Raw genomic sequence first — 24,180 nt, forward strand, 5'->3', positions numbered from 1 at the left:
CTAACCTTCTGATCCGTAGTCAGATGCTCTATCCGTTGAGCTACGGGCGCATTATGTTGTTATTCAGCGACTCTGGGTAATTCCCTCGGTCCCTGCAACGAATAGATACTTTACTCAACCTGCGAAGTTTTACAAAATCACCTGTTCAAGCAACCTTTTTGGGCACTTATTCAAGTACATATCCGTTGCACATTAACAACAGGTTTCGTTGCGGTTACCCCGGTCTAACCGGCCCCCGGAGGCCGGCACCGGCGCGGACCGGAGAAACCGAGGAACTACTCGCCGCGGACCCAGCGGACAGCGTTGCCGAAGATGTCCTGCTCACCAATGCCCGGAATGTTGCGCATCAGGCCTTCGCGGAAACGCTCCGGGTGGCCCATCTTGCCCAGAATCCTGCCGTCAGCACTGACAATGCCCTCAATGGCGTAGCAGGAACCGTTCGGGTTGGCTGGCGCTTCCATCGTCGGCACGCCCTCGGCATCGCCATCGGTATCGACGTACTGGAAAGCGACCTGACCGGCCTCGAACAGGCGGCGAGCCTCGTCCTCGGAAACCACGAAACGGCCCTCACCGTGAGAAACCGGCATGAGGTGGATCTGGCCCGGCTCGAAACCGCGCAGCCACGGGGAATCCACGGTAGTCACGCGGGTGGTGGCGATACGGGAAACGTGACGCAGCTGGCGATTGTGGGCCAGGGTCGGCGAATCCTCACGGAGCTGCGCCGGGTCGCCATACGGCAGGAAGCCGGACTTGACCAGCGCCTGGAAACCGTTACAAATACCGAGCACAAGACCGTTGTCGGCCACAAACTCCTTGACGGCGGCTGCGACATCGTCGGAACGCAGGAACGCGGCGGTGAACTTGGCGGACCCGTCCGGCTCATCACCCAGGGAGAAGCCGCCGGAGAAGGCGAGGATATCGGCGTCCTGAAGCTTCTCGATAAACGCCTTCGTGTCCTCCGCGAGCATTGCCGGGGTCAGGTTGCGGATCACGTGGAACTCATAGGTAGCGCCAGCCGCGACGAACGCCTCGGCCATGTCGTACTCGGAGTTGGTACCCGGAAAGACCGGCAGCAACACGTGGACATCCTTCTTGCCCGGGCTCTGCAGGTCGGTCTCAGTCGCGCTGACCTGATTAGCGAACTCCGGCAGGGCCTCGCCCTCGTACTCATTGAGCGGGAAGACCTCACTGTATCCGGACTCCATCGCTTCCAGAGCCTCAGCGACAGTGAAGGACTCCTCACCGAAGCGCAGCGTGCCCGACTCGTCCGTAGCGCCAATCTTCACGGCACCCTCAACAGCCTGACCAGCCGGAACAGCCACAACGATGGAGCCCAGCGGAGCCTCCGGCAACGATGCCTCCAGGCCCACGCCGTTGCCCACAGCCATGTTCACCAAGGTCGCAGCCAGATCCGCATTGGCAACAGCCGAAGCAGCAGCCGGACGCAGCTCGCGCACAGCAGCAAACAGCTCGTTGAGCTGCTCGTAGTTCGGTTCCCCGGACTCGAGCGGCTTGTGCGCAAACAGGTAGAGGTCGAAGTTACCGGCCGGGATTGCAGCGGACACAGCGTCGGTTTCGTCCATTGCAGCGACCGCAAAGGTCACCAGTGTCGCCGGCACGTGCAGGTCCTCGCCGTAGGTGCCGGACATGGAGTCCTTACCACCAATGGCCGCAACCTGGAAGCCGTCCTGAGCCTCGAGCAGGCCGAGCAGAGCCTGCGCAACCTCGCCCCAGCGCTGCGGATCCTGGTCCAGGCGCTGGAAGTACTCCTGCACACTCAGCCAGGCGCCGCGCGGATCGCCACCGGCCGCTGCGAGCTTAGCCAGAGCCTCCACCACGGAGTAGGAACCCATGAGGTACGGGGACTCGTCGGCAAGCGATGGCGAGTAACCCCAGGTCATGATGGATGCGGTGGTCGTGCCGCCATCGACCGGCAGTGTCTGGATCGACGCCTGCTCGTCGGTCTTCTGCGACGCGCCGCCGTACGGCATGAGCACGGTGGAGCGGCCGACGGTCGAGTCGAACTGCTCGATCATGCCCTCCTGGGAGCCCGCCGTCGCCGCACGCAGCGACTCAAGCACGCTCGCCGGAGCCTGCTTTACGACGCCGCCCTCCGCAGCAACCATCTCGACGTTCTGGGCGCGGTCAGCGCCGTTGGTGTCAATGAACTCACGGGAGAGGTCGAACACGACCTCGTCGCCCATGAACATGCGCAGTCGACCGGTGTCGGTGATGTCGGCCAGTGCGACGGCCTCAATGTTCTCTTCGGCAGCGGCGGCGATGATGAAGTCGGCGTCCTCCGGGCGTACGACCAGCGCCATGCGCTCCTGGGACTCGGAAATTGCAATCTCGCGGGCATTCAGACCGGCGTACTTCAGCGGCACGCGCTCGAGGTGAATGTCGATGGAGTCCGCCAGCTCACCGACCGCAACGGACACGCCACCAGCGCCGAAGTCATTACAGCGGACAATCTTGGTGGCGACATCCTCGCGGCGGAACAGGCGCTGAATCTTGCGCTCGTTGACCGGGTTACCCTTCTGCACCTCAGCACCGGAACGGCCCAGCGAGTCCTCATCGTGCGCCTTCGACGAACCGGTCGCACCGCCGACGCCGTCACGGCCGGTTCGGCCACCGAGCATGATCACCACATCGCCCGGCGCGGGTTCGAGGCGCTTGACGTTGTCTGCCGGAGCAGCGGCGACGACGGCTCCGAGCTCCATTCGCTTAGCGACGTATCCCGGGTGAACCAGCTCGCGCACACCAGTGGTGGCCAGACCGATCTGGTTGCCGTAGGAGGAGTAGCCGGCTGCGGCACGAGAGGAAATATCGCGCTGTGGCAGCTTGCCCTCGAGAGTCTGCTCGCGCGGGGTGTTGATGTCACCTGCGCCGGACAGACGCATGGCCTGGTAGACCCAGGAGCGACCCGACAGCGGGTCGCGGATTGCGCCCCCGAGACAGGTGGAGGCGCCACCGAAAGGCTCGATCTCGGTCGGGTGGTTGTGGGTCTCATTCTTGAACATGAGGAGCCACTTGCGGTCATCGCCCTCGACATCGACGTAGACGGAGCAGGCGTTAATTTCCTCGGAGACCTCCTGGTCCTCCATCACGCCCGTGCGACGCAGTTCGCGGCCCATGATGGTGCCCATGTCCATCAAGGTGCGTGGCTTGTGCGTGCGGCCGTTGAGCTCACGCAGCTCGTCGTAACGACGCAGCGCACGGTCGAGCTGCGCGGCAAAGCGCGGCTCGTTGTTCTCGATGGAGGTAAGCTCGGTATTGAAGGTGGTGTGGCGGCAGTGGTCCGACCAGTAGGTGTCCAGCGCGGACAGCTCAACTTCAGTCGGAGTGCGGCCCTCGGAGCGGAAGTAGTCCTGGATGGTCTTCAGGTCGGCCAGCGACATGGCCATGCCGTCGGCTGCGAGCAGCTCGGCCAAGCCTTCGTCATCCAGCTCGGTGAAGCCCGGGTACTCCTTCAGCGGCTCAATCTCGCCCATGCTCGGGCGACGCAGGACGCTCAGGTTCTTCTCCCCCGACTCGACCGGGTTAATGAGGAAGGAGCGCACGGCGTCATTCACCGGTGCGTCGAAAACGTAGAGCGTGGCCGAGGTGATCTGCGCGCGGGTTTCCGGGCGGAGCAGACGCAGGGCCTGCTCGGCGGCATCGGCACGCTGGTCGTACTGGCCAGGAAGTGGCTCGACAGCAAGGTAGTTCCCCAGCTCGGCGGGGGCCGGGAGCTCGGCCAGCTCGTCGACACGCGAATCAGCAACTACCGACTCACGCAGCGCGACGAGATCCTCCTCCGTCGCATCGAAAGCATCGTAGAGATAGTAGATTGCCACCTCACCGTCCTGGCCGATCGAGGACAGCAGCGTCGCTTCCTCATTGCGGAACTCGGGCTTACGGCGAACGGCTAGACGGGCGTCCATCAAGGCTCCTATCGAAATACGGGGAGGGCAACCGGGGTTCAAGTCTATTCCAACTGTTCAGGATAGGAAAATGTCCCTCGGTACGCGAGGTGGACGGCGCGGGGCGGAAGCCCCGATTGACCAAGTACAAGGCCAGGCTAATCGGATTCGGCCAGGCAAAGGCTGCGCGGGGGTGTTGGAGGTACGGCCGTGGCGGCTCAGGGAGGTGGTGAGTCGGGCGGCAGGTCCGGGTTGGTGCCTGTTATTGCACGTTGTTGCCTGTGCTGCGCGTTGCTACCTGTTGCTGCGCGTTGTTGCCTGTGCTGCGCGTTGCTGAAGCAAGGGAGCTGGTTCGTTGTCTTATCGATGCATAGTTCACCCATCGATTCGCTATAGCCTGGCCACAAGTGAACAGCGCATCGACAAGTGCATACGTAGCACCCACAGCGCGCGCATAAGTGGCGCAAAACCATCGACAGGTCACGAGAAACCATCGATAAGTGACCGAACCCTGGCCACAAGTGAAGGACCGCGCTGCCCCGCCCCGCAATGCCTCGGCTTGCGCTGCACTGCCAGGTAATAAATACAAAAAGACCCGCACCTACAAGGTACGGGTCTGAACTGGTGCGCCCGAAGGGATTCGAACCCCTAACCTTCTGATCCGTAGTCAGATGCTCTATCCGTTGAGCTACGGGCGCGTGTGGCGGAGGCGAGAGGATTCGAACCTCCGGCCCGTCGCAAGACAGGCAACTCCTTAGCAGGGAGCCCCATTCGGCCGCTCTGGCACGCCTCCAAAACCACTGGCATCGATCCCGCTTCAGCAAAGCTGTTCGCCATTGCGTTGACAAGACCAAATAACCGCAGCCAATCCTACAGAACACAAGAATTGAAAAGCAAAACACCCGCGAAGCCACCGAATACGGCACCACAAATAGCGACCACACCTTGGGATTTTGCGGGGATTTTGTACTGCCCAATCCGGGCCATGTTCTACAGTTAGGCCTATGACCAACGATGCATCTTCAGTTCAGCCCAAAACTCGCGCCGACCTCGAGCAGGTTCCGGCCTATGTCCCGGGCAAAGCTGTGCCCGGCGCGCTGAAGATCGCGTCCAATGAAATGACTCAGCCGCCGCTGCCCGCGGTGGTGAAGGCCATCTCGCAGACCATTTCCGACCCAACTACCAGCCCGAACCGCTACCCGGACATGGGCGCGGTTGACCTGCGCACTAAGCTCGGCGAGCACCTGGGGCTGCCTATGGAACAGGTCGCGGTCGGTTGCGGTTCCTCCGCTCTGTGCCTGCAGCTCGTGCAGGCGACCTGTGCGGATGGGGATGAGGTCGTGTTCCCGTGGCGCAGCTTCGAGGCCTACCCCATCCTCGCTCGCGTCGCCGGGGCTACTCCGGTGCCGGTGCCGCTGGATGCACAGGGCCGCAATGACCTCCCGGCAATGGCCGCCGCTATCACCGACCGCACGCGCCTGATTTTCGTCTGCAATCCCAACAACCCAACGGGCACGACCGTCACTCGCGAGACATTCGCGGAGTTCATGGCGCAGGTTCCGGGCGATGTTGTGGTCGCTCTCGACGAGGCCTACATCGAGCTGGTGGACGAGGCCACTCATGCCGCTACCCCGTTGGCACACGAGCTGCTGGATACCTACCCCAACCTGGTTGGCTTGCGCACATTCTCCAAGGTCTACGGCCTGGCCGGGCTCCGCGTGGGCTACATGTTCGGCCCGGAGCAGCTTGTGGAGGCCGTGAATAAGGTCGCTATCCCCTTCTCCGTAAACACTCTCGCGCAGATCGCCGCGCTCACTTCGCTGGACGCACAGGAAGAGCTCACCGCCCGCATCGCCGAGGTCCGCGCACAGCGCGTCGCCGTCACCGAGGCCATCAACGCCGCCACCGGCCGCGAGACGGTGCTGCCGAACTCGCAGGCCAACTTCATTTGGATCGGCGAGGATCGGATTGCCGATCTCTCTTTGCTTGACGACGTCTCCGTGGCCACCACCACGGATCTCGGTGACTTCCTGGCAAAGCGCAACATTCTCATCCGCTGCTTTGCCAGCGAAGGTGCCCGCATCACCATCACTACCGAAGAAGAGACTTCGAAGCTGCTGGCTGCGCTAGGAATTGAGCACTAGCAGCTATCGCTCAGCTAGCAGGTGCCAGCGCGGCCAGTGGTCGCGCCACCACTGCGCTCAATCGCCTTTGCGATGCGGTCGAGCATTTGCTGGCCGGTCTCATAGGTGCCGTCGTCAGGCTGGGCTGCGATAGCGACACCAACGAAGGTGCCCGGCTTTTTGCCCGGCAAGTAACCGAACTGTCGCACCAAATAGATACCCTCATCATCGGGACCCCAACCACCCTTGAAGTGGGCACCAGGGATGCGTCCGAGGCCGTAGGACTGTTCCTCGGCAATCTGCCCCATGAGGTCAGCGACCTGTGGTCCCGCCTCGATGCACTGCAGATTGGCGCCGAAGGTCGCCTGGTCACGCAAATCCCACTGCGTCTGTCCGAAGACTGTGTATTCCGCGCGGATGCGGTCAGTGCCCATGACGGTGCGGGTATCGTGCCCCTCTCGGAGAATCTCATCGGTGGTCGCGCCCGCGGTCGCGTCATCGCCCAGGGAGTACCACAAGGACTCAGCCGCGTCGTTGTCGGAAACCGTGACTGCAGCTTCCACCTGGGGGTCCACCCCGGATTGACGCACGTAGGCCACGGCGATTGGCACCTTGGAGGTCGACCAAGCCGGACCAGTCTTAAAGTCACCCGTCGAAACCACCTGGGAGTCGTTGTTCGGTGTTGCCAGAGCGGCGCCGGCCAGACCGCCGAATTCCTTTTGCGCGGACTTCACGGCCTCGACAACTTCGCGAGGCATCTCACCAGGCACAACTTTTCCATCGGAGGATGCGCCGCTGGGGCCGTCGTCAAGCGGATTGGACAGCGTCGGCGACGGCATGGCCGACGAGTCGGAGTCCGTGTCGATGGTGCAGGCGCTGAGGCCGAGCGTGACGACGGTGGTTACAGCGAGAGCTACTCGGAGGCGTTTAGACAATGTGCACCGTCGCATTCGTACCGCCGGTGCAGGTGACGACCTCGCCGTTATCGCGGCAGGTCATGGTGTAAGTCTTGCCAGTTGTTGGACTGCTAGCGGTGACGGTGCCGCTGAGCTGCTTTGTAAGCTGATAATGCTCAACGAAGGCATTGCGCACGTTGGTGGCAAACGGGCAGGTCGTGATATTACCGCCAACATCTTCTGCATATACCAAGTTCAAATCACCCGGATCACCAGAGCCGGAGCAGTGGCGCCAACTCGACGGCGGCTGGAACCCCTCAGCGCGATGCTTCTGCTCAGTGCCCGACGTGGTAGAGGAATCCTCGGTACTAGCGGACTGAGCTGGCTGGGATTGGGATGAGTTGCTGCTGGCCGAATTCACACCCCTCGAATCGGAGAAGTAGAAGTAGGCCATTGCGCCGACAAGGAGGGCGACCGCAATGATTGCCAGGACAATGACTGCGATGGTCAACCCCTTGTTGCCGCTGCTCGGGTCAGCAGCCGGACCAAGCTGCGGACCGGGGACATAGGGAGCGGGGCGGTATGGTTCCGACTGCAATGGCTGGAAGCTCTGCGTTTGACTCTCGGGTTGCCCCCACTGCGGTTCTTCCACCGCACTCCACGCATTTGCTGGCGCATCTGCAGAGGGTTGATCATCTGACGTGTACGGATTAATGCTCCACTCACCGAACGAGTCGTCCGAGTGGTTACTCCGATTCGTTGCCATTGTTCGACCTTTTCCCTCAATACCGTCCGCCATTATGACGCTGAAATTATGTTGCAGCAAGACCGAGCTTACCGGTTCTGGCAACCCGCCCATACTGTTCCGGGGTTGTCGGCAAAAATCCCGAAGGCCCGCCTACCCACCCCAATCTCAATACCCGCCCCAGCCTCAACACATATGTCAACTTTTGAGGGAAATGAGAAACCCCCAGTAGAACAACTACTGAGGGTTTCCATCTGCGGAAGCAGGGGGATTTGAACCCCCGGAGGTGTGACCCTCGCTGGTTTTCAAGACCAGTGCATTCGGCCGCTCTGCCATACTTCCAACGCCAACATCATAACCGCATACCGTCGTTAGGCAGCAAACGCCCTCATAACAGCCCTTGCCAGTACCTTTCACTAGCCCCTCATCCCAAACCACACCCCAAGCATCCACCTCTGCAGACATAACTATTTTTGCCAATTACAAAAGAGTCGGAAATACCGCGTGCAGAACTAGTTTTTGCATTACCTTTGAAGACTATGAAGGCAATCATTCAGACTGATCTTTCCAACCCCCGAGCCCTGGAATGGGCCGATGCTCCGGAGCCGACTCTCGAGGATGGGCAGGTACTGGTCAAGGTCAAGGCCGCTGGCGTAAACCGCGCTGACCTGCTGCAAGCCGCTGGCCACTACCCGCCGCCCAAGGGCGTGACCGACACCCTCGGCCTGGAGTGCGCCGGTGTCATTGAAGAGGTCAAGGGCGACTCTCAGGGCTGGAAGGTCGGCGACGAGGTCTGCTGCCTTCTCTCTGGTGGAGCTTACGCCGAGAAGGTCGCAGTGCCGGCCGGGCAGATTCTCCCGCTGCCGCATGGCTACTCCTTCACCGAGGCCGCATCCATCGTCGAGGTTGCCTGCACGGTGTTCTCGAATGTCGTGATGATTGCCGGCCTGAAGGAAGGCGATTTGCTGCTGGTTCACGGTGGCGCGGGCGGCATCGGCACCTTCGCCATTCAGATGGCCAAGCAGCTTGGCGCTCGCGTCGCAGTCACCGCCGGTTCGGCGGAGAAGTTGGCTAAGTGCAAGGAGCTCGGCGCCGACATCCTCATCAATTACAAGGAAGAGGACTTCGAGGAAATCATCACAGCTGAAGGCGGTGCCAATGTCATTCTGGACATCATGGGCGCAAAGTACCTCGACCGAAACGTCAAGGCTCTGGCGAAGGACGGCCACCTGGTGATCATCGGCATGCAGGGCGGCGTAAAGGGCGAGCTCAACATCGGCCGCCTGCTGAGCAAGCGCGGCTCGATTACCGCCACCGGTCTGCGCTACCGCGATCTCGCGGACAAGGCGCGCATCGTCAACGCCACCGAGGACACCGTCTGGCCAATGCTTGCCGACGGCACCGTCACCCCTCAAATTCATGAGGTCATGGAGATGCGCGACGCAGCCAAGGCCCACGAGCTGCTCGACAGCGGTGCGGTCAGCGGCAAAATCGTGCTGACCGTCTAACTAACCGAGTGAGGCAACAGCGCGCACAAGTTGGTCAATGTCGTGCGGCGTGTTGAACGGCTGGAGGCCGACCCCCACGGCACCTCCAGCCTCGTCAATGCCCATAGCCTCCAGCAGTGGAGATTCATATGCATCAACAATGCTGGTCACGAGGCCATTATCCAGCAGCCTGTCCACGACCACCTTCGCCGACACCCCATCGACGAGGAAGCTAATGCGCGGAATGTGCTGCGTCCGCGTCACACTCGCGAAAGAATCATCTTCGGTATCCATGCCGATGATGTACACCCGCGGCAGGGTCATCAGCGCCGCAATCAGGCGTTCCGACAGCGTCGTCAAGTAGCGAGAAACCTGCGGCATCGCTGTTTCAATGCGATGCCTACGCGAGCCCCTCGCCGCACTATCCAGCGACGCCAGGTGCAGCACCGACTCCGACACACCACCGAGCAGCGCCGGCGACACCGGCGAAACCTCGATCCGTTCGACACCGCGCGCATTCGGCACATAGCTTAACGACGTCATGCGCTCGAACATCTCAGGATTCTTGAATACCAATGCCGCGACCTCGGGCCCGCCCAGCACGGAGGTGTCGACCAACATAATGTCGGCGCCCAGTTTGCTCATCGATACATCGCGGTAAGCGGCAATATCTGACGCATCGACCAATACCCAGGCGTTGGACTTCGCATGCACACGCCGAGAAATATCAGCTACCGGCGCGACGGTGCCAACGTACGGATCCGCAGCCGGAACGACGACGAGGCGCGTGTGCTCATCCACAAGATCATCAAACTGCCAGGACGGCAACGCACCTGAGGACAAGTCCGCTTCAGCAACGCGGACCTTAGCGCCGTAGAGATTGGCAGCGCGACGCAGTGGCGCATGCACAACCTGCGAACCGATGCGGGAAATCACCAGATTAGAACCGAGCGATAGGCGGCGACTCATAGCGGACGCGAACTGCTCCATGAGCACCTCACGCGACGAGCCCAGCACCACACCTGCGACCGGACCACCAGTGAGGTCCGCAAAGGCCCGGCGCGCACTGGCGGTCAGCTCATCCGCAGCGGGAACGCCTGAGCTGCGCGACTGGCCATGAGCCCCCGCTCCGGTCTCACCGGGAAGGGACTTCTGTGCGCTGCGGAATGCAGAAATCATCGCAGCCTGGACACGCTCGGGCACCTGGGTGCGTTGACCCGCATTGAGGTACGTCCATCCGTCGGAAAGCGACGAGTATGCACCCCTGGTTGTTGGCACATCGAAGGCCATGAAAACCCTTTCCCGGTTTCGAATTCAAGCTGCGATATCTATTTCAGAATTAACTGTGCAATCACCCACACATCGAGCATCCACGCATCGAACCGTGTATCAATCGCCCATCTTAGTTAGAGCCAATTCTAACGAAGCAATCCCCCATAGGGGAACCCTTAATCCCTTTTAGTATCTACTTAAAATTAGCTGAATTTTTCCGGCTTCTAGCCACATGGAAGCGCACCCAAATGTAAACGATGTGCACCACCCACATGCCAAAAAGCAGTTACAGCGGCGATTGTATGTAAGTTTCCCAAGGGCTCATAACCGGCCACACAACCGGCCATATAAGCTCCACTTACAGCTACCAATGGTGACTGCCATTCAGCGCCGCTACGTGGAAGAATGGCGCGCCCGGCACCGTCGGAATTCAGTCTAGTCCGCCCTAGCTAGTAGTTTGGAGACGTGACTAACGCAGAAAACGATCGCCAACTCGCAGATACAGCCAACCGATCTGTCGAGACTGTGCGCAATGACTCCGCTCTCCGCACGGAGGAGACCCTCCGCCGCGACATTGCGCGAATGATTGATGCGACGGGTGAGGCACCGGCTTTCAAGTCGCGTTCCCGCACCATAGGCGCCGCCTGGCGCGACCTAGTTACCGGCTTCGGGCAGCGCGAGCTGTGGCTACAGCTGGGCTGGCAGGACATCAAGCAGCGGTACCGCCGTTCCACACTCGGCCCGCTGTGGATCACCATTGCCACCGGCGCCATGGCCCTGGCACTCGGCCTGCTGTACTCCCTGCTGTTCCAGCAGGACCTAGCGTTCTTCCTGCCACACGTGACCGTTGGCCTGATTATCTGGGGCTTCATCTCCGGCTGCGTGCGTGAGGGAGCAACCGTCTTCATTGAAAACGAAGGACTGATTAAACAGCTGCCCAGTGCGCTAAGCGTCCATGTTTACAGGCTGGTGTGGCGCCAACTGCTCTTCCTGGCTCACAACATGGTGATCTGGCTGATTCTCGTGCTGGTCTTCCGGCCGGATTTGGGCTGGAACTTCTTCCTGGTTATCCCGGCAATGGCGCTACTGGTGGTCAACGGTGTGTGGGTGACCATGTTCTTCGGCATCATCGCTACGCGCTACCGCGACGTGGCTCCCCTGCTGGATTCCCTGATTCAGCTGGTGTTTTACATGACTCCGATTGTGTGGACCACCAAGACGCTGGAGGAACAGGGCGGCGCCGTCGCTGAACGCGCACGCATCGCGGAGATTAACCCGCTGTTCCACTACCTCGAAATCATCCGCGCCCCACTGACCGGCCAGCCGGTGGATACCTACCACTGGTGGGTCGTCCTCGCCTGCACTGCAGTTGGCCTGCTACTGGCACTCGGGGCCATGCGGCTGTGGCGCTCCCGCGTGAGCTACTGGGTTTAGGCCGCAAGGGCCGTCGTAAAGCGAATAGAACTAGCAAGGGATAAGCATGGTCAGCATTGACACCTACAACGCGTGCGTTGACTTCCCCATTTTCGACGCCAAATCGCGGTCGATGAAGAAGGCGTTTCTCGGCGCCGCGGGTGGTGCGATTGGTCGCAATGACTCCAATGTCGTGGTCATTGAGGCGCTGAAGGACATCAACATCCACCTGCGCGAGGGCGACCGTGTCGGCCTGGTAGGTCACAACGGCGCGGGTAAGTCCACGTTGCTGCGACTGCTGTCGGGCATCTATGAGCCCACGCGCGGTGCTGCCGATGTGCGCGGACGCGTGGCTCCGGTGTTCGACCTCGGTGTCGGCATGGACCCGGAGATCTCGGGCATGGAGAACATCATCATTCGCGGCCTCTTCCTGGGGCAAACGCGCAAGCAAATGAAATCCAAGCTCGACGAAATTGCAGAATTCACCGAACTCGGCGACTACCTGCACATGCCGCTGCGCACCTACTCCACCGGAATGCGCGTGCGCCTGGCGCTCGGTGTGGTCACGTCCATCGAGCCGGAGATCTTGCTTCTCGACGAAGGCATCGGAGCCGTCGACGCCGCATTCATGGCGAAGGCCCGGACAAAGTTGACCGAATTGGTCGACCGCTCCGGTCTGCTGGTGTTTGCGTCGCACTCGAATGAGTTCCTGGCGCAGCTGTGCGACACGGCGCTGTGGATTGATCACGGTACGGTTCGACAGGCAGGGCTTGTCGACGAAGTGGTCGAGGCCTACGAAGGTAAAGAGGCCGCCGACCAGGTGCGCAACGTGCTCGCACAGCGGCGGCAGTAGCTCGGCGGTGGCTCGGCTGCGGTTCGCGGGTCGCTCGGCTGCGATGTGGCAGCGGCCGTGCGGGTGGCTCGCGGGTAGATTGCGGGTAGATTGCGGGCGGCGCGGGTGGTTAGTGAATTGCTCACCCGGGGCAACATGGCAAGATAGACAGCAATAAAAACAGTAATAAACGGTACGTCCCCGATGGAGAACGAAGTGAGCGAAAACTCGGCTGACCACCCAAAGCACGATGAGGCGACAACGGCCGCAATCGTGGTAACTCACAACCGCATCGAGGACCTGCGTCAATCGCTTCCCATCGTTGCCAGCCAGACCCACATGCCGAAGTGGCTCATCATTGTTGACAATGGCAATGATCCGAAGGTCAAGGAGCTCGCTGAGAAGGTGGTGGCGCGGCAGTCGTCGGCAAGCGGGTTAGCGCCAGAGATCCACTACTTCGGCTCCAAGACGAACCTCGGTGGTGCCGGCGGCTTCGCGCTGGGCATGCTAACTGCACTGTCACTGGGCGCGGAGTGGATTTGGTGTGCCGATGACGACGGCCGCCCGGAGGACTCCTACGTGCTGAAAGCGCTGCACAGCTGCGCGCGACGCCACCAGCTCGACGCTGTCTCGCCGGTGGTCTGCGACATTAAGGCCCCGAACAAGCTGGCATTCCCCCTGCGCCGCGGGCTGGTGTGGCGCCGTCAGCGCGAGGAACTTTTCGAAAGCGGCATCAACCCCAAGCTCCCGGCAGTGCACGACGCCGAAGGCACGAAGTGGTTCACCAACTTCGCAGTTCAGAAAGCTGCGACCGGGCTCGAACTGCCGAGCGACCTCGAGACCATCGACGGCAACCACGACCTTCTGCCCGGCATCGCGTCCCTGTTCAACGGCGCGCTGTTTAGTGCCCGCTCGCTGGAACAGCTCGGCGTTCCCGACTACCGCCTGTTCATCCGCGGCGACGAGGTCGAATTCCACCGCCGTCTGGTCCGCTCCGGCCTCCGGTTCGGCACATGCTTGACGACGGCCTACCTGCACCCCTCCGGATCGGGTGAATTTGTGCCCATTCTCGGTGGCAAGATGCACACGCAGTACCCGACCGATGACTTCAAGCGTTACTTCACCTACCGCAACCGCGGCTACCTGATGAGCCAGCCCGGCATGCGCAAGCTCATGCCACAGGAGTTCCTGCGTTTCGGCTGGTTCTTCCTGGTCCAGCGTCGCGATGTCCGCGGCTTCTACCGCTGGTTCAAGCTTTTGAAGCAAGGCCGCGCGGAGAACTTCGAGCGCTTTGATCCGAAGTCGACGTAGTTCGGGCTGTTGGGGGGGGGCTGGTTGGGGCTGACTGGGCTTGCGGCGCTGGCGTTGGGGTTGCGGCGCTGGGGTCGGTGGGGCCGAGGTTGCGGCGCTGGCGTTGGGATTGCGGCGCTGGGGCTGGTGTGGCTGGTGGGGCCGAGGTTGCGCTGGCCTGCATATTTGACCTCACCCGGGTCGTGTAGTCCGCATTTCGAGTGCTCAGTGCGCAAAAGTGTTACCTAACCCCTGGTTCCCTTCTACTCCACTGACATATCGATGAGGTATTCACTCATCGATGCGCTACAGCCTGCGCATAAGTGAATAGTCCTACGATAAGTGCGCGGGCCAGGCCAACAGCATGGCCATAAGTCCTGAAATGTCATCGACAAGTGACGGGAAGTTGGCCATAAGTCCCGGAAAAACATCGATAAGCTCCAGGAAATTGGCCATAAGTGAGCACGACGGCCAGAAAGCGTCGATGAGTCTTGAAAAACCGTCGATAAGTGGCGGGAAGTTGGCCATAAGTCGCTGGAAATCCGAGCCAATCCGCTCGAAATCGTTCCAAGCCTTGTCAGCGCAATCGCAACAGATCAGCAGCTGAACTTAGCTGGAGCCACGCGAGGTCGATGCATTTTCCAGAAGCTGCAAACGCTGCTTACGCTGCTGGATTCTGGACTCACGAAGCTGCCGATCTTTGTACGGGACAGCGGCTTGACGAAAACGCCCAACCTCGGGTGAAAATACCAATCCACCTGCCTGAATACGCTGCCTCTGCCGAATAGCGAACTGTCGCAAGACCTCCACGCAGTCCCCATTAATGACCTGTGACCATTGGAAGCGGAGTACATCTAAGTGGAGGTTCCTCAGACGCTTCTCGCGAGCTTGCTCTGCCAGAAGTACAGTCTCAGTGGCTGCTATCCCGCCACCGGAATACTTAGTCAGCCCATCGAACTCAATAATCAAATTCAGATGAGGCACATAGAAATCGACGCGCCCAATGAATCCTTCACTGTCATAGAACTCGACTTGCTGCATGAGCACGCATTTTTCGTCGTAAAGCGTGGCAATTCCTGAGTCGATTATGCATTTCTTTGTTATTGACTCACCGATGGTTTCGCTGTGTTCGCTGGCAGTTCGGAGTAGCTCACGGGCACGACGGGTCCCCGGCGAACGTGGGTAGTTTGTGAGGACTGTATGCAATTCTTCGAGGGCACACCACTGTCGTAGTGCGGTGTCAACGATGATTGGCCCGTTTTCGGACTCGCTGGTGCGGCAAATATCGATGACGGTTTTCGGCACATCGGTAACGCAGCGCCCACCAATGCGAACGATGTCTTGTTCGAGAATTTTGCCACCGACATGGCGCAATCCGCCGCCAGGTCGGCGCAGGCCGGAATTGGCAAGCGCGATTGTGGCATTTCGAACAAGCAACGGAATCCCATGCAACGCAGCGGCTGCTTCGCCTGTAATGATTGTCCCGGAACCCGGCTTGACCAGTGCCTTTATCTGCAGTTGAAAACGTTCAAATGCTGACAGCGCATTCCAGCGAGAGCACTCGATGTAGGTGCCGTGCGCCAGTCTGAGCAGGGATTTATCTCGAATACTTGTGCTTTCGACGTGGCCGTGCAGATTATCCAGCTCTGACTTGGCACTGACATATTCACAAGGATGCTTGATTTGCTTCTGCGCAGCCGCGTGGATGAGGCCATCGGCGTCGTAAGTCCAGATGGGCATTGGTATTCGGCACTCCCCGAGGCTAGTTGCAGCTTGGCTGCAGGAATTGGGTTCAGTGCCTTTAGTTATTGCCGACTCCGTGAAAATTGGCAGCAGAAAAGCCGCCGAATTGCCCGTTTCTGTGGACAATTTGGCGGCTGTGGATAACTAGCTGCAGATACCGAACTGTGGCTTACTTACCCCTTGGCGCCGTCCTCAGCTGCGAGTCCGAACGGAATTCCAGTGTCGGACGGCCAATACTTCTCGTCAGCGGAGAAGCTAATCGTTGCCTTTTCTCCGTCACTGTGGAGATTTGGGTTAATCACGACATGGTCAATAGTGCGTGTCTCAAGTTCATTACTTCCTGCGAGCTTGGCTGTCACTTCAGTTGGCTGGTCAAGAACCAAAATCGCAAATTGTCGATCGTCGGCAATATGGGGGTTGGGATCCTCAAGCTGCTGATAAGCGAGAACCTCGGCTCGATTCTGGAAAATCTTCACCGTGCCGGTCACCGTCTGCTGGCCACTGGTGCCATTGCTCGACCCCTGCGGACTAGAATCCGAAGCCCCAGACTGCGAACCCGAACCCGAGTCCGAGTCCGAACCAGACCCAGACCCCGCAGCCTGCTGCCCCGCCGTCGGATTCGGTCCACCGTTGGCACCGTCACCACCATCAGCGCCAGCACCCGCCCCCGAGCCCGAGCCCGGCGCGCAGTCATTACCAGCAGCAATGGCCTCGACGATATTCAGGTTGCCAGCCGGAATCCAGTTAAACTGTTCGAACTCCCCGGCACCCGGATTCGCAGGCGTTTCCACCAGCTCATTGCCCTGGCGCGTCACCAGCAAATCTTCCTGATTACGTCCGCCTCTCTCTGCAGAAAACGAGAACATACCCGGCTGCCCAGTAGCTCGCTGAAGGGCGCGACGTACACCGCCCGCAGAAGCCGCGCCGTCATGATAGGAATTCTGAAACTGAATTTCCTGGCCGTTTTCGTCGACGCCGTAGACACCAATCGCATCAATTTCGGCGCTCATCGCACTTGTGCCGTAGTTCAGCACCAGCTCGGGCACGCACCCATCATCAAGATGCACGAGCGCATACGACATCGCCCCACCAGGACTAACTTCACCGACAAAAGTCTGCAGCGGCGCCGGATTCGCCAGCACCTGCTTGTACACAACGACGGCCTTCTCCGCCTGCGCATCGCCATTTTCGCTTGACGACGACACACTGCTCTCAGCAGCCGCCGAATCGCCACCTCGATCCCTGGACATCGTGACAAACAGGAACACGACCATTGCAAGGATGATTAGTACCAGCAGCACCAGAATGGTGATGAGCTGTTTGCGTGTTTTGTCGCCTGTGTTATTCGGGGGCGTGGGAGTAGTCATGCGAGGCGAGACTCCGTTTGAAAATTTATGAACTTTTAAGGTGAATAAACAATATTAAAGCCAGAAGCTGGCGGACTTCCTGCTATCCGCCGATTTCTGCACTTTAGGGGTTAACCCCGCCCAGGCTCAGCCCAATCTCAGCAAGACTACTCGCCCTGGAAGAACTTCTCCCAGTTGTCTTCACTGGTCAAGGACGGCACGGCGGCGCGCCACTGCTCAGCAATGTCATCCCACTTGGAGGACAGTTCGCGCATGAGGCTGATGGTTTCGGCACGCATGGACTTTTCCTTAGCCAGGTCGCGGACCAGGTGACGCACACCGTTCTGGGAGGCGTCGGTGACCCAGACATCGTCGAAGGTGGAAATGTGCCACCAGAAGGAGTCCTCGAAGGCCACGGCCACCGGACCCGGGCGCTTCTTTCCCATCTGCGTGTACGCAAGCCGCTTGGCCATCGTCTTGTTTTCGCTGGAAATCTCGTGTGACGGCGGGCGAACCGGAGTCAGACCACCGGGCATCTCGTGCATCGGCAGCAGCTCAGTCTCCGAGAAGTTCTTTCGACCAGCAGAAATGCGGGCGAAGTCGCCCTGCGATGCGTTCTTCAGCACCTCCGGGCCACGCAGCAGGTCACGGACGGCTTCCATCTGAGTCCAGGCCAAGCCGTAGCGCATGGAGACCAGGTTCGAGAGGATTCGTCGTGAAGCGACGTTGACCATGTCCTTCGCGGTGACATCGCCGTGCATGGTGGCGGCGATGAGGGAGTTGCGCAAGCCGAAGTACTGGGCGGCGTTTTCGATGTCCTTCCAGTAGAAATCGGCGTGCCAGACGGCTGCGCCCGGAATGGTGTCGGTCGGGTAACCGGCCTTGGCAGCGCGGAAACCGTAGTCAATGTCGTCGTACTGGAAGAACAGCGGCAGCGCCAGGCCGATCTTTTCAATGACCTCGGACGGCACCAGGCAGGTCCACCAGGCGTTGTAGTCAACGCCCAGGCGACGCAGCTGGTGGTACTTGCGCACGTCCACGTCGGCGTAACCGAACTTGGGGTCGTTCTCCTCGACGGTTAGAGTCTTCCAGTTGTAGGTCTCGCCGGTACGGAAAAGGCTGGTCGGGTTGAATAGGAAGAGCATCTGCGCGCCGAGCAGCATCGGCTTTTCCGCGCACACAGCCAGAGCGGATAGGCGCAGGGTGGTTTCGGGCTCGGGGCGGATATCGTCGTCGGTAAGCAGCACCATGCAGTCGCCCGCAGCGGTGGCGTCGCGCATGCCGCGGGAGAAACCGCCGGCGCCGCCGAGGTTCGGCTGGTGGACAACGTTCAGGCGCTCGCCGAGAATCTCCTTGGCCTGGATGAAGTCGGCTTCATCGGCCGGGTGCTGTTCGCCCTGGTCAACGACGCGGATTGTGCGAACGCGCTCAAGAGCTGGCAGGTCCTCAGCCAGCGTGGCGACGGTTCGAGCACAGTCAACCGGTCGGTTGTAGGAGCAAATGACCAGGTCGGTCGGAATATCACGCTTGATAGCCGACTTGGGCACGACATAGCGGACATCTGAAATTTTTGCGCCCGCATCATCGGTGTCGAAGCGCAGGTGAATAGCACCGCCATCGGCGAAGCGATCCAGCGGAACAGTCAGACGTACCTCTTCATTTGCGGAGCCGGACATCGGCGAGTGCTCCCCGGTCCAGTTGCCATCGGCATCTGCGCCACCGGCTGCCCAGGAATCCTCAAGGCGGAGGTGCCCACCAATGTCCTCGGTGTAGGCCAGCACACGCGCGGAGCCAACCACGCGCGCACGGATTTCGACCTGCTTAATTGAGGTCCAGCGCTGCCAGTAAGAGGCTCGGAAGCGACCGAAGTAGGTATCGGTGCGCACTACGGTGTGGCGGCCCATCGTGATCGAGTTACGGGTGGCCTGCACAGAGCTGTCGTAGGCGCCAACGCCTTCGACTCGGTAGTACAAATCCGGCTCCACCCAGTCTGCGGGCGGAGCAAACAGCACGCGCTGAATAGTCAGCATGTCAACATCGGTTTCGGCGGTCAGCTGAGTGGATTCCTTATTAGAAGCAGTCGAAGTCACGTCCCCCAGCGTATCGCGCTATTTCACACGGAAGATGAATACACGCTGAATGATGAAGTTAATTACCGTCGCAACGCCCTGCGCAACGACGAACGCACCGAACTGTGCCCACTGCGCGTTCCAATCCCAGGCCTCAACAAGCCAGGGCTGCAACGCGTTAAAGATGCCGACCTGCGTCGCGTAAGTAATCAGGTACAGCACCGCAACTGCCAGCACCTTCTTCGCCGAGGACTTCGACTTGAATGTCCAGCGACTGTTGATGATGTACGCCGTAATCGTGCCGAAAATCCAGCCAACCGTCTTACCCCAGAAGTTGGTCGCCCCGAAGACATTGAGCATGATGAACGTCAGGCCGAAGTCCACCACCGCCGCAATAACGCCGGAGATAATAAAGCGCATCATCTGCACTTTTAGACCATGCTCGTCCTTGACATCCGTCGCCATCGGCACCGCGGCCGAGTCCTCTACGACAAAGCCACTTTCGTGGGAGCCGTTTCCGAGCTTGCCGTTTTCGCGGTTCCGGTTCTCATTTGCTGATTCATTCGCTGACACGCCTAGAAATTCTAGGCCACCGGCCAGCTAACAAACAGCCAGCGCGAGCATGAAGAGGCAATAAAGAGGCCGCAAAAACTAGCGCCGCAGCGCCTCACGCAGCAGGTCCAGCCGCTCCACCGGCGAGAGCGCATCCTCCCCAGCTAGCCCCAGCGCGCTCATCTCCGCCCAGCTAGCCGCCGCCAATTCCTCAACGTCCCCGCCGGATAGCGGGAGGCCCTCATCGCTCTCCCAGCCGAGACGCTCCATGACATGCGCCGCCACATCATGCCGCAGCTCATCCGAGGTCAGCGCCGCCAAACACAACAGCTCCACCAACGCCGCGTCGTGCCCGGCTGGGTCTTCCGCGGCGTCCTCTATAGGCAATGCACGCAATCGCTTGACGACGCTCTCCCCCGCCTCCCCGGTCAATTGCAGCGCGGTTGATCCCGACCTCTGCAGGTCCAAAGCCTGTAGCAAGGGCACGAATTCAAACACCCCCGACCTTTCGATGATGTCCACGACATCCGCGCGAGCGGTGGCCAACGTATTTTGAATAGAGTCCCGTCCGGTCAATTCCCTATTGATTGCGGCAATATCTACCGGCTCCTCCGCATCCACATCCCCCAGTGCGCGGATAGAACCCGAGCCACCGATGCACAGGGCATCCGGGGTGGCCCCATCACGGGCAAAAGCTTCCCTGACCTGCAGCGTATGCTCCCACAGGCCCCACTGCCAGATAAGGGTATCGCCGGGGCTTTGCAGCACCTCGGCAACTGTGGTGGACAGAGGAACATCAACGACTCCGACCGCTGTGGGTTTGCCGCCAGTCGCCAGCTGCGCCGCGGACTCCACCGCAGAGCCCGGCAGGTGAAACTTTGTCGGCACGCTTTCGTCGCCCCACCCAAAAATGACCGCTAACACGCGGGACAGGCTCCGCAAATCCATCTGATCATTGATGCCGAAGACGCGGTGCGCACTGCACGGTTCTTCTTCTAAAGAGGCACCGATAATGAGCGTAGCCGGTTCCGTGGCCACGCGAACGCCTGGGAAGGCGACAACGTTATCGGTCTGTGCTGCCATACCCCACAGCGTACGCAGGAAAAATAAGGTGGGCTGGAGCGCGAAAACTCGCTACAATGCGGGCGTTTTTACCAACGGAATCTGGCGCGGCTCCGCACCCCACGGCTCTGCCAAGTACTTGCGACGCAGGCGCTGCGACTCCACAGCCATCCACTGCGCCACCAGCTCCTCCACACCGCGGGCAAGCCCCAGCACCGGGCCTGCGACCTCTTCGCCAACATGCGGGAAGTCAATGACCTCCACGTCGTTGACCTTGGGAAACCGCGGCTCCGTCAGATTTCCCTTGCCGGGCTTGGCCTTCTCTTCCTTCGCGGCAGCGCGCAGCTGTCCGATGTGGTCACGAATACCGGCCACCGATGCCGGCAGGTCCACCACCGTGGCCCCCGCCTGCTCAATCGCCTTCGATAGTAGGTCCGCCCCCTCAGCCCCCTCAGCACTCTCAACCGCAGCCGCGGCACCGCCGTCACTATCGTCAGCTGTCACCAGCGCAACAAAGCAACCGGTGAGCAGATTGGTGGCGGTCTCCAGGGCTCCGTCGTCAAGCGGACCCACCAGCCATGCACCCGACAACCTCTCGCCTGCAAAGGACGGCGAGAGCTCCACATGCCAAATGACAACGGGCGATGTGGAACTACATACAGCAAGGGTCTGCGGAGTGGTAACAGGCGTGGACGTCATGAGGTTGATGGTATCGCGAGTGGCGGATTCGAAGCGGGGTAGCCTGTATCGCATGTTCGACTTTTTTAAGAAGAAGCCGCGCGAAACCATCAACATGGCCGCCGAGTACACCAATACCCCGCTGTCGAACCAGATGGTCATGCTGTTCGCCGAGGAACTGCCCATCCTCGACAGCGCAGAGCGCGCACAGGTCTACCGCGCACTCGAGGCCTACGACGGCCCGCAGATTACTTCGCAGGAAATGCTGCCGGAAGAGATCCGAAAAATTATGGATCTATAGCCCCTCCGTACATTTCGCTCGCTTTCCGACGGCCCGTGCGCGGCCTCAAGCGTGACCAACACCTCGGAGCGTCACGGGCGACGGAGCCGGTGCAAGGGGGTAGCCTAGCCTTGATGTCCACTAACACTAACGGCAAGTCCAGCACCGATGCTTCGAACGGTGCCTACGGAGCCGTACACACAGAAGCCAGGACCCTAACCGGTTGGGGTCGTACTGCCCCCGCTAAGTCCCAGGTGCTGTCGACGCCGGACTTGGATGAAATCGTTAACGCCGTCAAGGCTGTCGCAGACCAGAACTCCGACAAGCCTGCCCACCTGCGCCGCGGTGTGATTGCCCGCGGTATGGGCCGCTCCTACGGCGACCCCGCCCAGAACTCGGGCGGTCTTGTCATCGACATGCAGAAGCTCAACAAAATCCACTCCATTGATCAGGAGTCGGCGATTGTTGATGTCGACGGCGGTGTCACACTGGACCAGCTGATGAAGGCCGCGCTGCCCTACGGCCTGTGGGTGCCGGTACTGCCGGGTACTCGCCAGGTCACCATCGGTGGTGCCATTGGCCCGGATATTCACGGTAAAAACCACCACTCCGCAGGTTCCTTCGGCAACCATGTGCTGTCGATGGAGCTGCTGGTCGCCGACGGTCGTATTCTGCACCTCGAGCCGGAGGGCTCCGCGGATGACCCGGACGGCAAGCTGTTCTGGGCAACTGTCGGCGGCATGGGACTGACCGGCATTATTGTCCGCGCTCGGATCAAGATGACCAAGACCGAGACGGCCTACTTCATCGCCGATGGCGACATGACCCACACTCTGGACGAGACCATCGAGTTCCACTCCGATGGCTCCGAGGAGAACTTCACTTACTCCTCCGCGTGGTTCGATGCCATCTCGCCGGAGCCGAAGCTGGGACGCGCCGCAATCTCCCGCGGTTCGCTGGCAACCCTGGCTCAGCTGGAGGAATACGCCCCGAAGCTGGCCAAGGATCCGCTGAAGTTCAACGCTCCGCAGCTGGTGACCGTGCCGGATATCTTCCCGTCCTTCACCATGAACAAGCTGACAATGATCAGCATTGGTGAGCTGTGGTGGCTGAAGTCCGGTACCTACCGGAACCAGGTGCAAAACCTCACGCAGTTCTACCAGCCGCTGGATCTCATCGGTGAGTGGAACCGCGGCTATGGCTCCAAGGGCTTCCTGCAGTACCAGTTCGTTGTTCCGCGCGAGGCCGTCGAGCCGTTCAAGGAGATTGTCCGCGATATCCAGCGCTCCGGCCACTACTCGGCACTGAATGTGTTCAAGCTGTTCGGCGAGGGTAACCGCGCTCCGCTGTCTTATCCGATGCCGGGTTGGAACGTCTGCGTGGACTTCCCGATTAAGCCGGGTCTCGGCCAGTTCCTGGACGACCTCGACCGTCGCGTCATGGAGTTCGGCGGCCGCCTCTACCTGGCCAAGGAGTCGCGCACTTCCGCCGCTAACTTCCACCAGATGTACCCCGAGATGCAGAGCTGGCTGGACACCCGCAATGCGATTGACCCGCACGGTGTCTTCGCCTCTGACATGTCTCGTCGCCTGGAACTGCACTAAAAGAACCGAGAGGATTTGAGCCCCAATGATTAATGCTGTAGGCGCTGCCCAGTCCATCCTGCTGCTCGGCGGCACCAGTGAAATCGGTCTGGCTATTACCGCCGAGTTCCTGAAGAAGGGCCCGGCCAAGGTCATCCTGGCTTCCCTGCCAAACGATCCGCTGCGCGAGGCCTCCGCTGAGAAGATGAAGGCCGCCGGCGCTTCCGAGGTGGTCACCCTCGACTTCGACGCAACGGACTTCGACTCCCACCAGGAGGTCGTCGATAAGGCATTTGCCGACGGCGACGTGGACATCTGCATCGTCGCGTTCGGCATGCTTGGCGACGCCGAGGAGCTCTGGCAGAACCAGCGCAAGGCTGTCCTGGCTGCGAACATCAACTACACCGGCGCGGTGTCGATGGGTGTTCTGGTTGGTCAGAAGTTCAAGGCACAGGGTCATGGCCAGTTCATTGCCATGTCCTCCGTTGCTGGTGAGCGCGTGCGTCGCTCCAACTTTGTCTACGGTTCCACCAAGGCCGGTCTGGATGGTTTCTACCTGAACCTGGGTGAGGCCCTGGAGGAGTACGGTGTCAAGACCCTGGTTATCCGCCCTGGTCAGGTCCGTACCCGTATGTCCGCTGACGTGGACGAGGCTCCGTTGACCGTGAACAAGGAAGATGTCGCCAAGCTCGCAGTGAAATCCGTCGAGGCCGGTAAAACCCTGGTCTGGGCTCCGCCGGCATTCCAGCTAGTGATGATGGTGCTGAAGCACATCCCACGCCCGATCTTCAAGAAGCTGCCGATTTAAGAGCGCGTTTGGTCGACTCAATGGAACTCGGCGGGGCTAGGCAAGCTGGCCTACCCACCTTTAGCTCCGCCGTTCGTCGGAGTCCGGTTCCTGTGCAAA

Annotated in this window: 19 protein-coding genes and 3 tRNA genes; 8 read left to right on the plus strand and 14 right to left on the minus strand. The window is 60.4% G+C overall.

Annotated features, from left to right (window positions below; translation table 11 throughout):
* Positions 1 to 275 precede the first annotated feature (275 nt).
* From ADA16_RS09795 to ADA16_RS09805, 3 genes are all read right to left on the minus strand, one after another.
* A complete protein-coding gene (locus ADA16_RS09795; RefSeq protein WP_048761512.1) occupies positions 276 to 3,923 on the minus strand; it encodes a phosphoribosylformylglycinamidine synthase in 3,648 nt (1,215 codons plus the stop codon).
* A gap of 601 nt (positions 3,924 to 4,524) precedes the next feature.
* Positions 4,525 to 4,600: transfer RNA gene (locus tag ADA16_RS09800), tRNA-Arg, on the minus strand.
* 3 nt (positions 4,601 to 4,603) lie between these two features.
* A tRNA-Ser gene (locus ADA16_RS09805) sits at positions 4,604 to 4,695 on the minus strand.
* 211 nt (positions 4,696 to 4,906) lie between these two features.
* Between ADA16_RS09805 and ADA16_RS09810 the strand changes: the two genes are divergently transcribed.
* Positions 4,907 to 6,046, plus strand: coding sequence for a histidinol-phosphate transaminase (locus ADA16_RS09810; protein WP_048761514.1), 1,140 nt, complete (start codon positions 4,907 to 4,909; stop codon positions 6,044 to 6,046).
* Positions 6,047 to 6,060: 14 nt separating this feature from the next.
* Here ADA16_RS09810 and ADA16_RS09815 read toward each other — a convergent pair whose 3' ends face one another.
* The 3 genes from ADA16_RS09815 to ADA16_RS09825 form a co-directional block, all read right to left on the minus strand.
* Positions 6,061 to 6,960 (minus strand): hypothetical protein, encoded by a 900-nt coding sequence (locus ADA16_RS09815; RefSeq protein WP_239659439.1) that lies wholly within the window; start codon positions 6,958 to 6,960, stop codon positions 6,061 to 6,063.
* On the minus strand, positions 6,953 to 7,687 hold the full coding sequence (locus ADA16_RS09820; protein WP_048761520.1) for a hypothetical protein: 735 nt from the start codon (positions 7,685 to 7,687) through the stop codon (positions 6,953 to 6,955). Before ADA16_RS09820 ends, ADA16_RS09815 begins: the two co-directional genes overlap by 8 nt.
* Before the next feature lie 236 nt (positions 7,688 to 7,923).
* Positions 7,924 to 8,008: transfer RNA gene (locus ADA16_RS09825), tRNA-Ser, on the minus strand.
* 197 nt (positions 8,009 to 8,205) lie between these two features.
* Between ADA16_RS09825 and ADA16_RS09830 the strand changes: the two genes are divergently transcribed.
* Entirely contained in the window at positions 8,206 to 9,174 is a 969-nt protein-coding gene (locus ADA16_RS09830) for an NAD(P)H-quinone oxidoreductase (RefSeq protein ID WP_048761523.1), read from the plus strand.
* Here the strand turns inward: ADA16_RS09830 and ADA16_RS09835 are convergent, their stop codons facing one another.
* Complete coding sequence (locus ADA16_RS09835; RefSeq protein ID WP_048761526.1) at positions 9,175 to 10,443, minus strand: aminotransferase class V-fold PLP-dependent enzyme; 1,269 nt, start codon at positions 10,441 to 10,443, stop codon at positions 9,175 to 9,177. It lies immediately after the preceding gene.
* 564 nt (positions 10,444 to 11,007) lie between these two features.
* Here ADA16_RS09835 and ADA16_RS09840 point away from each other — a divergent pair.
* The 3 genes from ADA16_RS09840 (at position 11,008) to ADA16_RS09850 (ending at position 13,981) form a co-directional block, all read left to right on the plus strand.
* A complete protein-coding gene (locus ADA16_RS09840) occupies positions 11,008 to 11,859 on the plus strand; it encodes an ABC transporter permease (protein WP_048761760.1) in 852 nt (283 codons plus the stop codon).
* Positions 11,860 to 11,905: 46 nt separating this feature from the next.
* On the plus strand, positions 11,906 to 12,691 hold the full coding sequence (locus ADA16_RS09845; RefSeq protein ID WP_048761530.1) for an ABC transporter ATP-binding protein: 786 nt from the start codon (positions 11,906 to 11,908) through the stop codon (positions 12,689 to 12,691).
* A gap of 183 nt (positions 12,692 to 12,874) precedes the next feature.
* Positions 12,875 to 13,981 carry a glycosyltransferase gene (locus ADA16_RS09850; protein ID WP_048761532.1) on the plus strand — a complete coding sequence of 369 codons (1,107 nt, stop codon included), beginning with the start codon at positions 12,875 to 12,877 and terminating at the stop codon, positions 13,979 to 13,981.
* Positions 13,982 to 14,293: 312 nt separating this feature from the next.
* On the opposite strand, the gene ADA16_RS09855 is transcribed toward ADA16_RS09850, so the two are convergent.
* The 7 genes from ADA16_RS09855 to ADA16_RS09885 all read right to left on the minus strand — a co-directional run bounded on the left by ADA16_RS09855 (position 14,294) and on the right by ADA16_RS09885 (position 21,431).
* On the minus strand, positions 14,294 to 14,488 hold the full coding sequence (locus tag ADA16_RS09855; RefSeq protein WP_048761535.1) for a hypothetical protein: 195 nt from the start codon (positions 14,486 to 14,488) through the stop codon (positions 14,294 to 14,296).
* A gap of 81 nt (positions 14,489 to 14,569) precedes the next feature.
* Positions 14,570 to 15,700, minus strand: a complete 1,131-nt coding sequence (locus tag ADA16_RS09860) for a hypothetical protein (protein WP_048761539.1) — start codon at positions 15,698 to 15,700, stop codon at positions 14,570 to 14,572.
* A 176-nt stretch (positions 15,701 to 15,876) separates the two neighbouring features.
* Complete coding sequence (locus ADA16_RS09865) at positions 15,877 to 17,070, minus strand: hypothetical protein (protein ID WP_048761542.1); 1,194 nt, start codon at positions 17,068 to 17,070, stop codon at positions 15,877 to 15,879.
* A gap of 146 nt (positions 17,071 to 17,216) precedes the next feature.
* Complete coding sequence (locus ADA16_RS09870) at positions 17,217 to 19,139, minus strand: glycosyltransferase (protein ID WP_048761546.1); 1,923 nt, start codon at positions 19,137 to 19,139, stop codon at positions 17,217 to 17,219.
* An 18-nt stretch (positions 19,140 to 19,157) separates the two neighbouring features.
* Positions 19,158 to 19,691 (minus strand): GtrA family protein, encoded by a 534-nt coding sequence (locus tag ADA16_RS09875; RefSeq protein ID WP_053084317.1) that lies wholly within the window; start codon positions 19,689 to 19,691, stop codon positions 19,158 to 19,160.
* A 78-nt stretch (positions 19,692 to 19,769) separates the two neighbouring features.
* Complete coding sequence (locus ADA16_RS09880) at positions 19,770 to 20,753, minus strand: hypothetical protein (protein ID WP_048761547.1); 984 nt, start codon at positions 20,751 to 20,753, stop codon at positions 19,770 to 19,772.
* A gap of 51 nt (positions 20,754 to 20,804) precedes the next feature.
* Positions 20,805 to 21,431, minus strand: coding sequence for a hypothetical protein (locus ADA16_RS09885; protein ID WP_239659440.1), 627 nt, complete (start codon positions 21,429 to 21,431; stop codon positions 20,805 to 20,807).
* A gap of 52 nt (positions 21,432 to 21,483) precedes the next feature.
* Here ADA16_RS09885 and ADA16_RS09890 point away from each other — a divergent pair, with 52 nt between their 5' ends.
* The 3 genes from ADA16_RS09890 (at position 21,484) to ADA16_RS09900 (ending at position 24,081) form a co-directional block, all read left to right on the plus strand.
* On the plus strand, positions 21,484 to 21,711 hold the full coding sequence (locus tag ADA16_RS09890; protein WP_048761551.1) for a hypothetical protein: 228 nt from the start codon (positions 21,484 to 21,486) through the stop codon (positions 21,709 to 21,711).
* A gap of 113 nt (positions 21,712 to 21,824) precedes the next feature.
* Positions 21,825 to 23,294: an FAD-binding oxidoreductase gene (locus tag ADA16_RS09895; RefSeq protein WP_048761552.1), complete on the plus strand. Its 1,470-nt coding sequence runs from the start codon at positions 21,825 to 21,827 to the stop codon at positions 23,292 to 23,294.
* Between the two features lie 25 nt (positions 23,295 to 23,319).
* Positions 23,320 to 24,081, plus strand: coding sequence for a decaprenylphospho-beta-D-erythro-pentofuranosid-2-ulose 2-reductase (locus tag ADA16_RS09900; protein ID WP_048761554.1), 762 nt, complete (start codon positions 23,320 to 23,322; stop codon positions 24,079 to 24,081).
* The last annotated feature ends 99 nt before the right edge of the window (positions 24,082 to 24,180 follow it).

It is taken from the genome of Corynebacterium vitaeruminis (assembly GCF_001054325.1).
Lineage (GTDB): Bacteria > Actinomycetota > Actinomycetes > Mycobacteriales > Mycobacteriaceae > Corynebacterium > Corynebacterium vitaeruminis_A.

Coding starts and splice junctions, on each gene's coding strand:
- ADA16_RS09795 (WP_048761512.1), bottom strand. CDS start 3,923: ATGGACGCCCGTCTAGCCGTTCGCCGTAAGCCCGAGTTCCGCAATGAG.
- ADA16_RS09810 (WP_048761514.1), top strand. CDS start 4,907: ATGACCAACGATGCATCTTCAGTTCAGCCCAAAACTCGCGCCGACCTC.
- ADA16_RS09820 (WP_048761520.1), bottom strand. CDS start 7,687: ATGGCAACGAATCGGAGTAACCACTCGGACGACTCGTTCGGTGAGTGG.
- ADA16_RS09830 (WP_048761523.1), top strand. CDS start 8,206: ATGAAGGCAATCATTCAGACTGATCTTTCCAACCCCCGAGCCCTGGAA.
- ADA16_RS09835 (WP_048761526.1), bottom strand. CDS start 10,443: ATGGCCTTCGATGTGCCAACAACCAGGGGTGCATACTCGTCGCTTTCC.
- ADA16_RS09840 (WP_048761760.1), top strand. CDS start 11,008: ATGATTGATGCGACGGGTGAGGCACCGGCTTTCAAGTCGCGTTCCCGC.
- ADA16_RS09845 (WP_048761530.1), top strand. CDS start 11,906: ATGGTCAGCATTGACACCTACAACGCGTGCGTTGACTTCCCCATTTTC.
- ADA16_RS09850 (WP_048761532.1), top strand. CDS start 12,875: ATGGAGAACGAAGTGAGCGAAAACTCGGCTGACCACCCAAAGCACGAT.
- ADA16_RS09855 (WP_048761535.1), bottom strand. CDS start 14,488: ATGGCCAACTTCCCGCCACTTATCGACGGTTTTTCAAGACTCATCGAC.
- ADA16_RS09860 (WP_048761539.1), bottom strand. CDS start 15,700: ATGCCCATCTGGACTTACGACGCCGATGGCCTCATCCACGCGGCTGCG.
- ADA16_RS09865 (WP_048761542.1), bottom strand. CDS start 17,070: ATGACTACTCCCACGCCCCCGAATAACACAGGCGACAAAACACGCAAA.
- ADA16_RS09880 (WP_048761547.1), bottom strand. CDS start 20,753: ATGGCAGCACAGACCGATAACGTTGTCGCCTTCCCAGGCGTTCGCGTG.
- ADA16_RS09885 (WP_239659440.1), bottom strand. CDS start 21,431: ATGACGTCCACGCCTGTTACCACTCCGCAGACCCTTGCTGTATGTAGT.
- ADA16_RS09890 (WP_048761551.1), top strand. CDS start 21,484: ATGTTCGACTTTTTTAAGAAGAAGCCGCGCGAAACCATCAACATGGCC.
- ADA16_RS09895 (WP_048761552.1), top strand. CDS start 21,825: ATGTCCACTAACACTAACGGCAAGTCCAGCACCGATGCTTCGAACGGT.
- ADA16_RS09900 (WP_048761554.1), top strand. CDS start 23,320: ATGATTAATGCTGTAGGCGCTGCCCAGTCCATCCTGCTGCTCGGCGGC.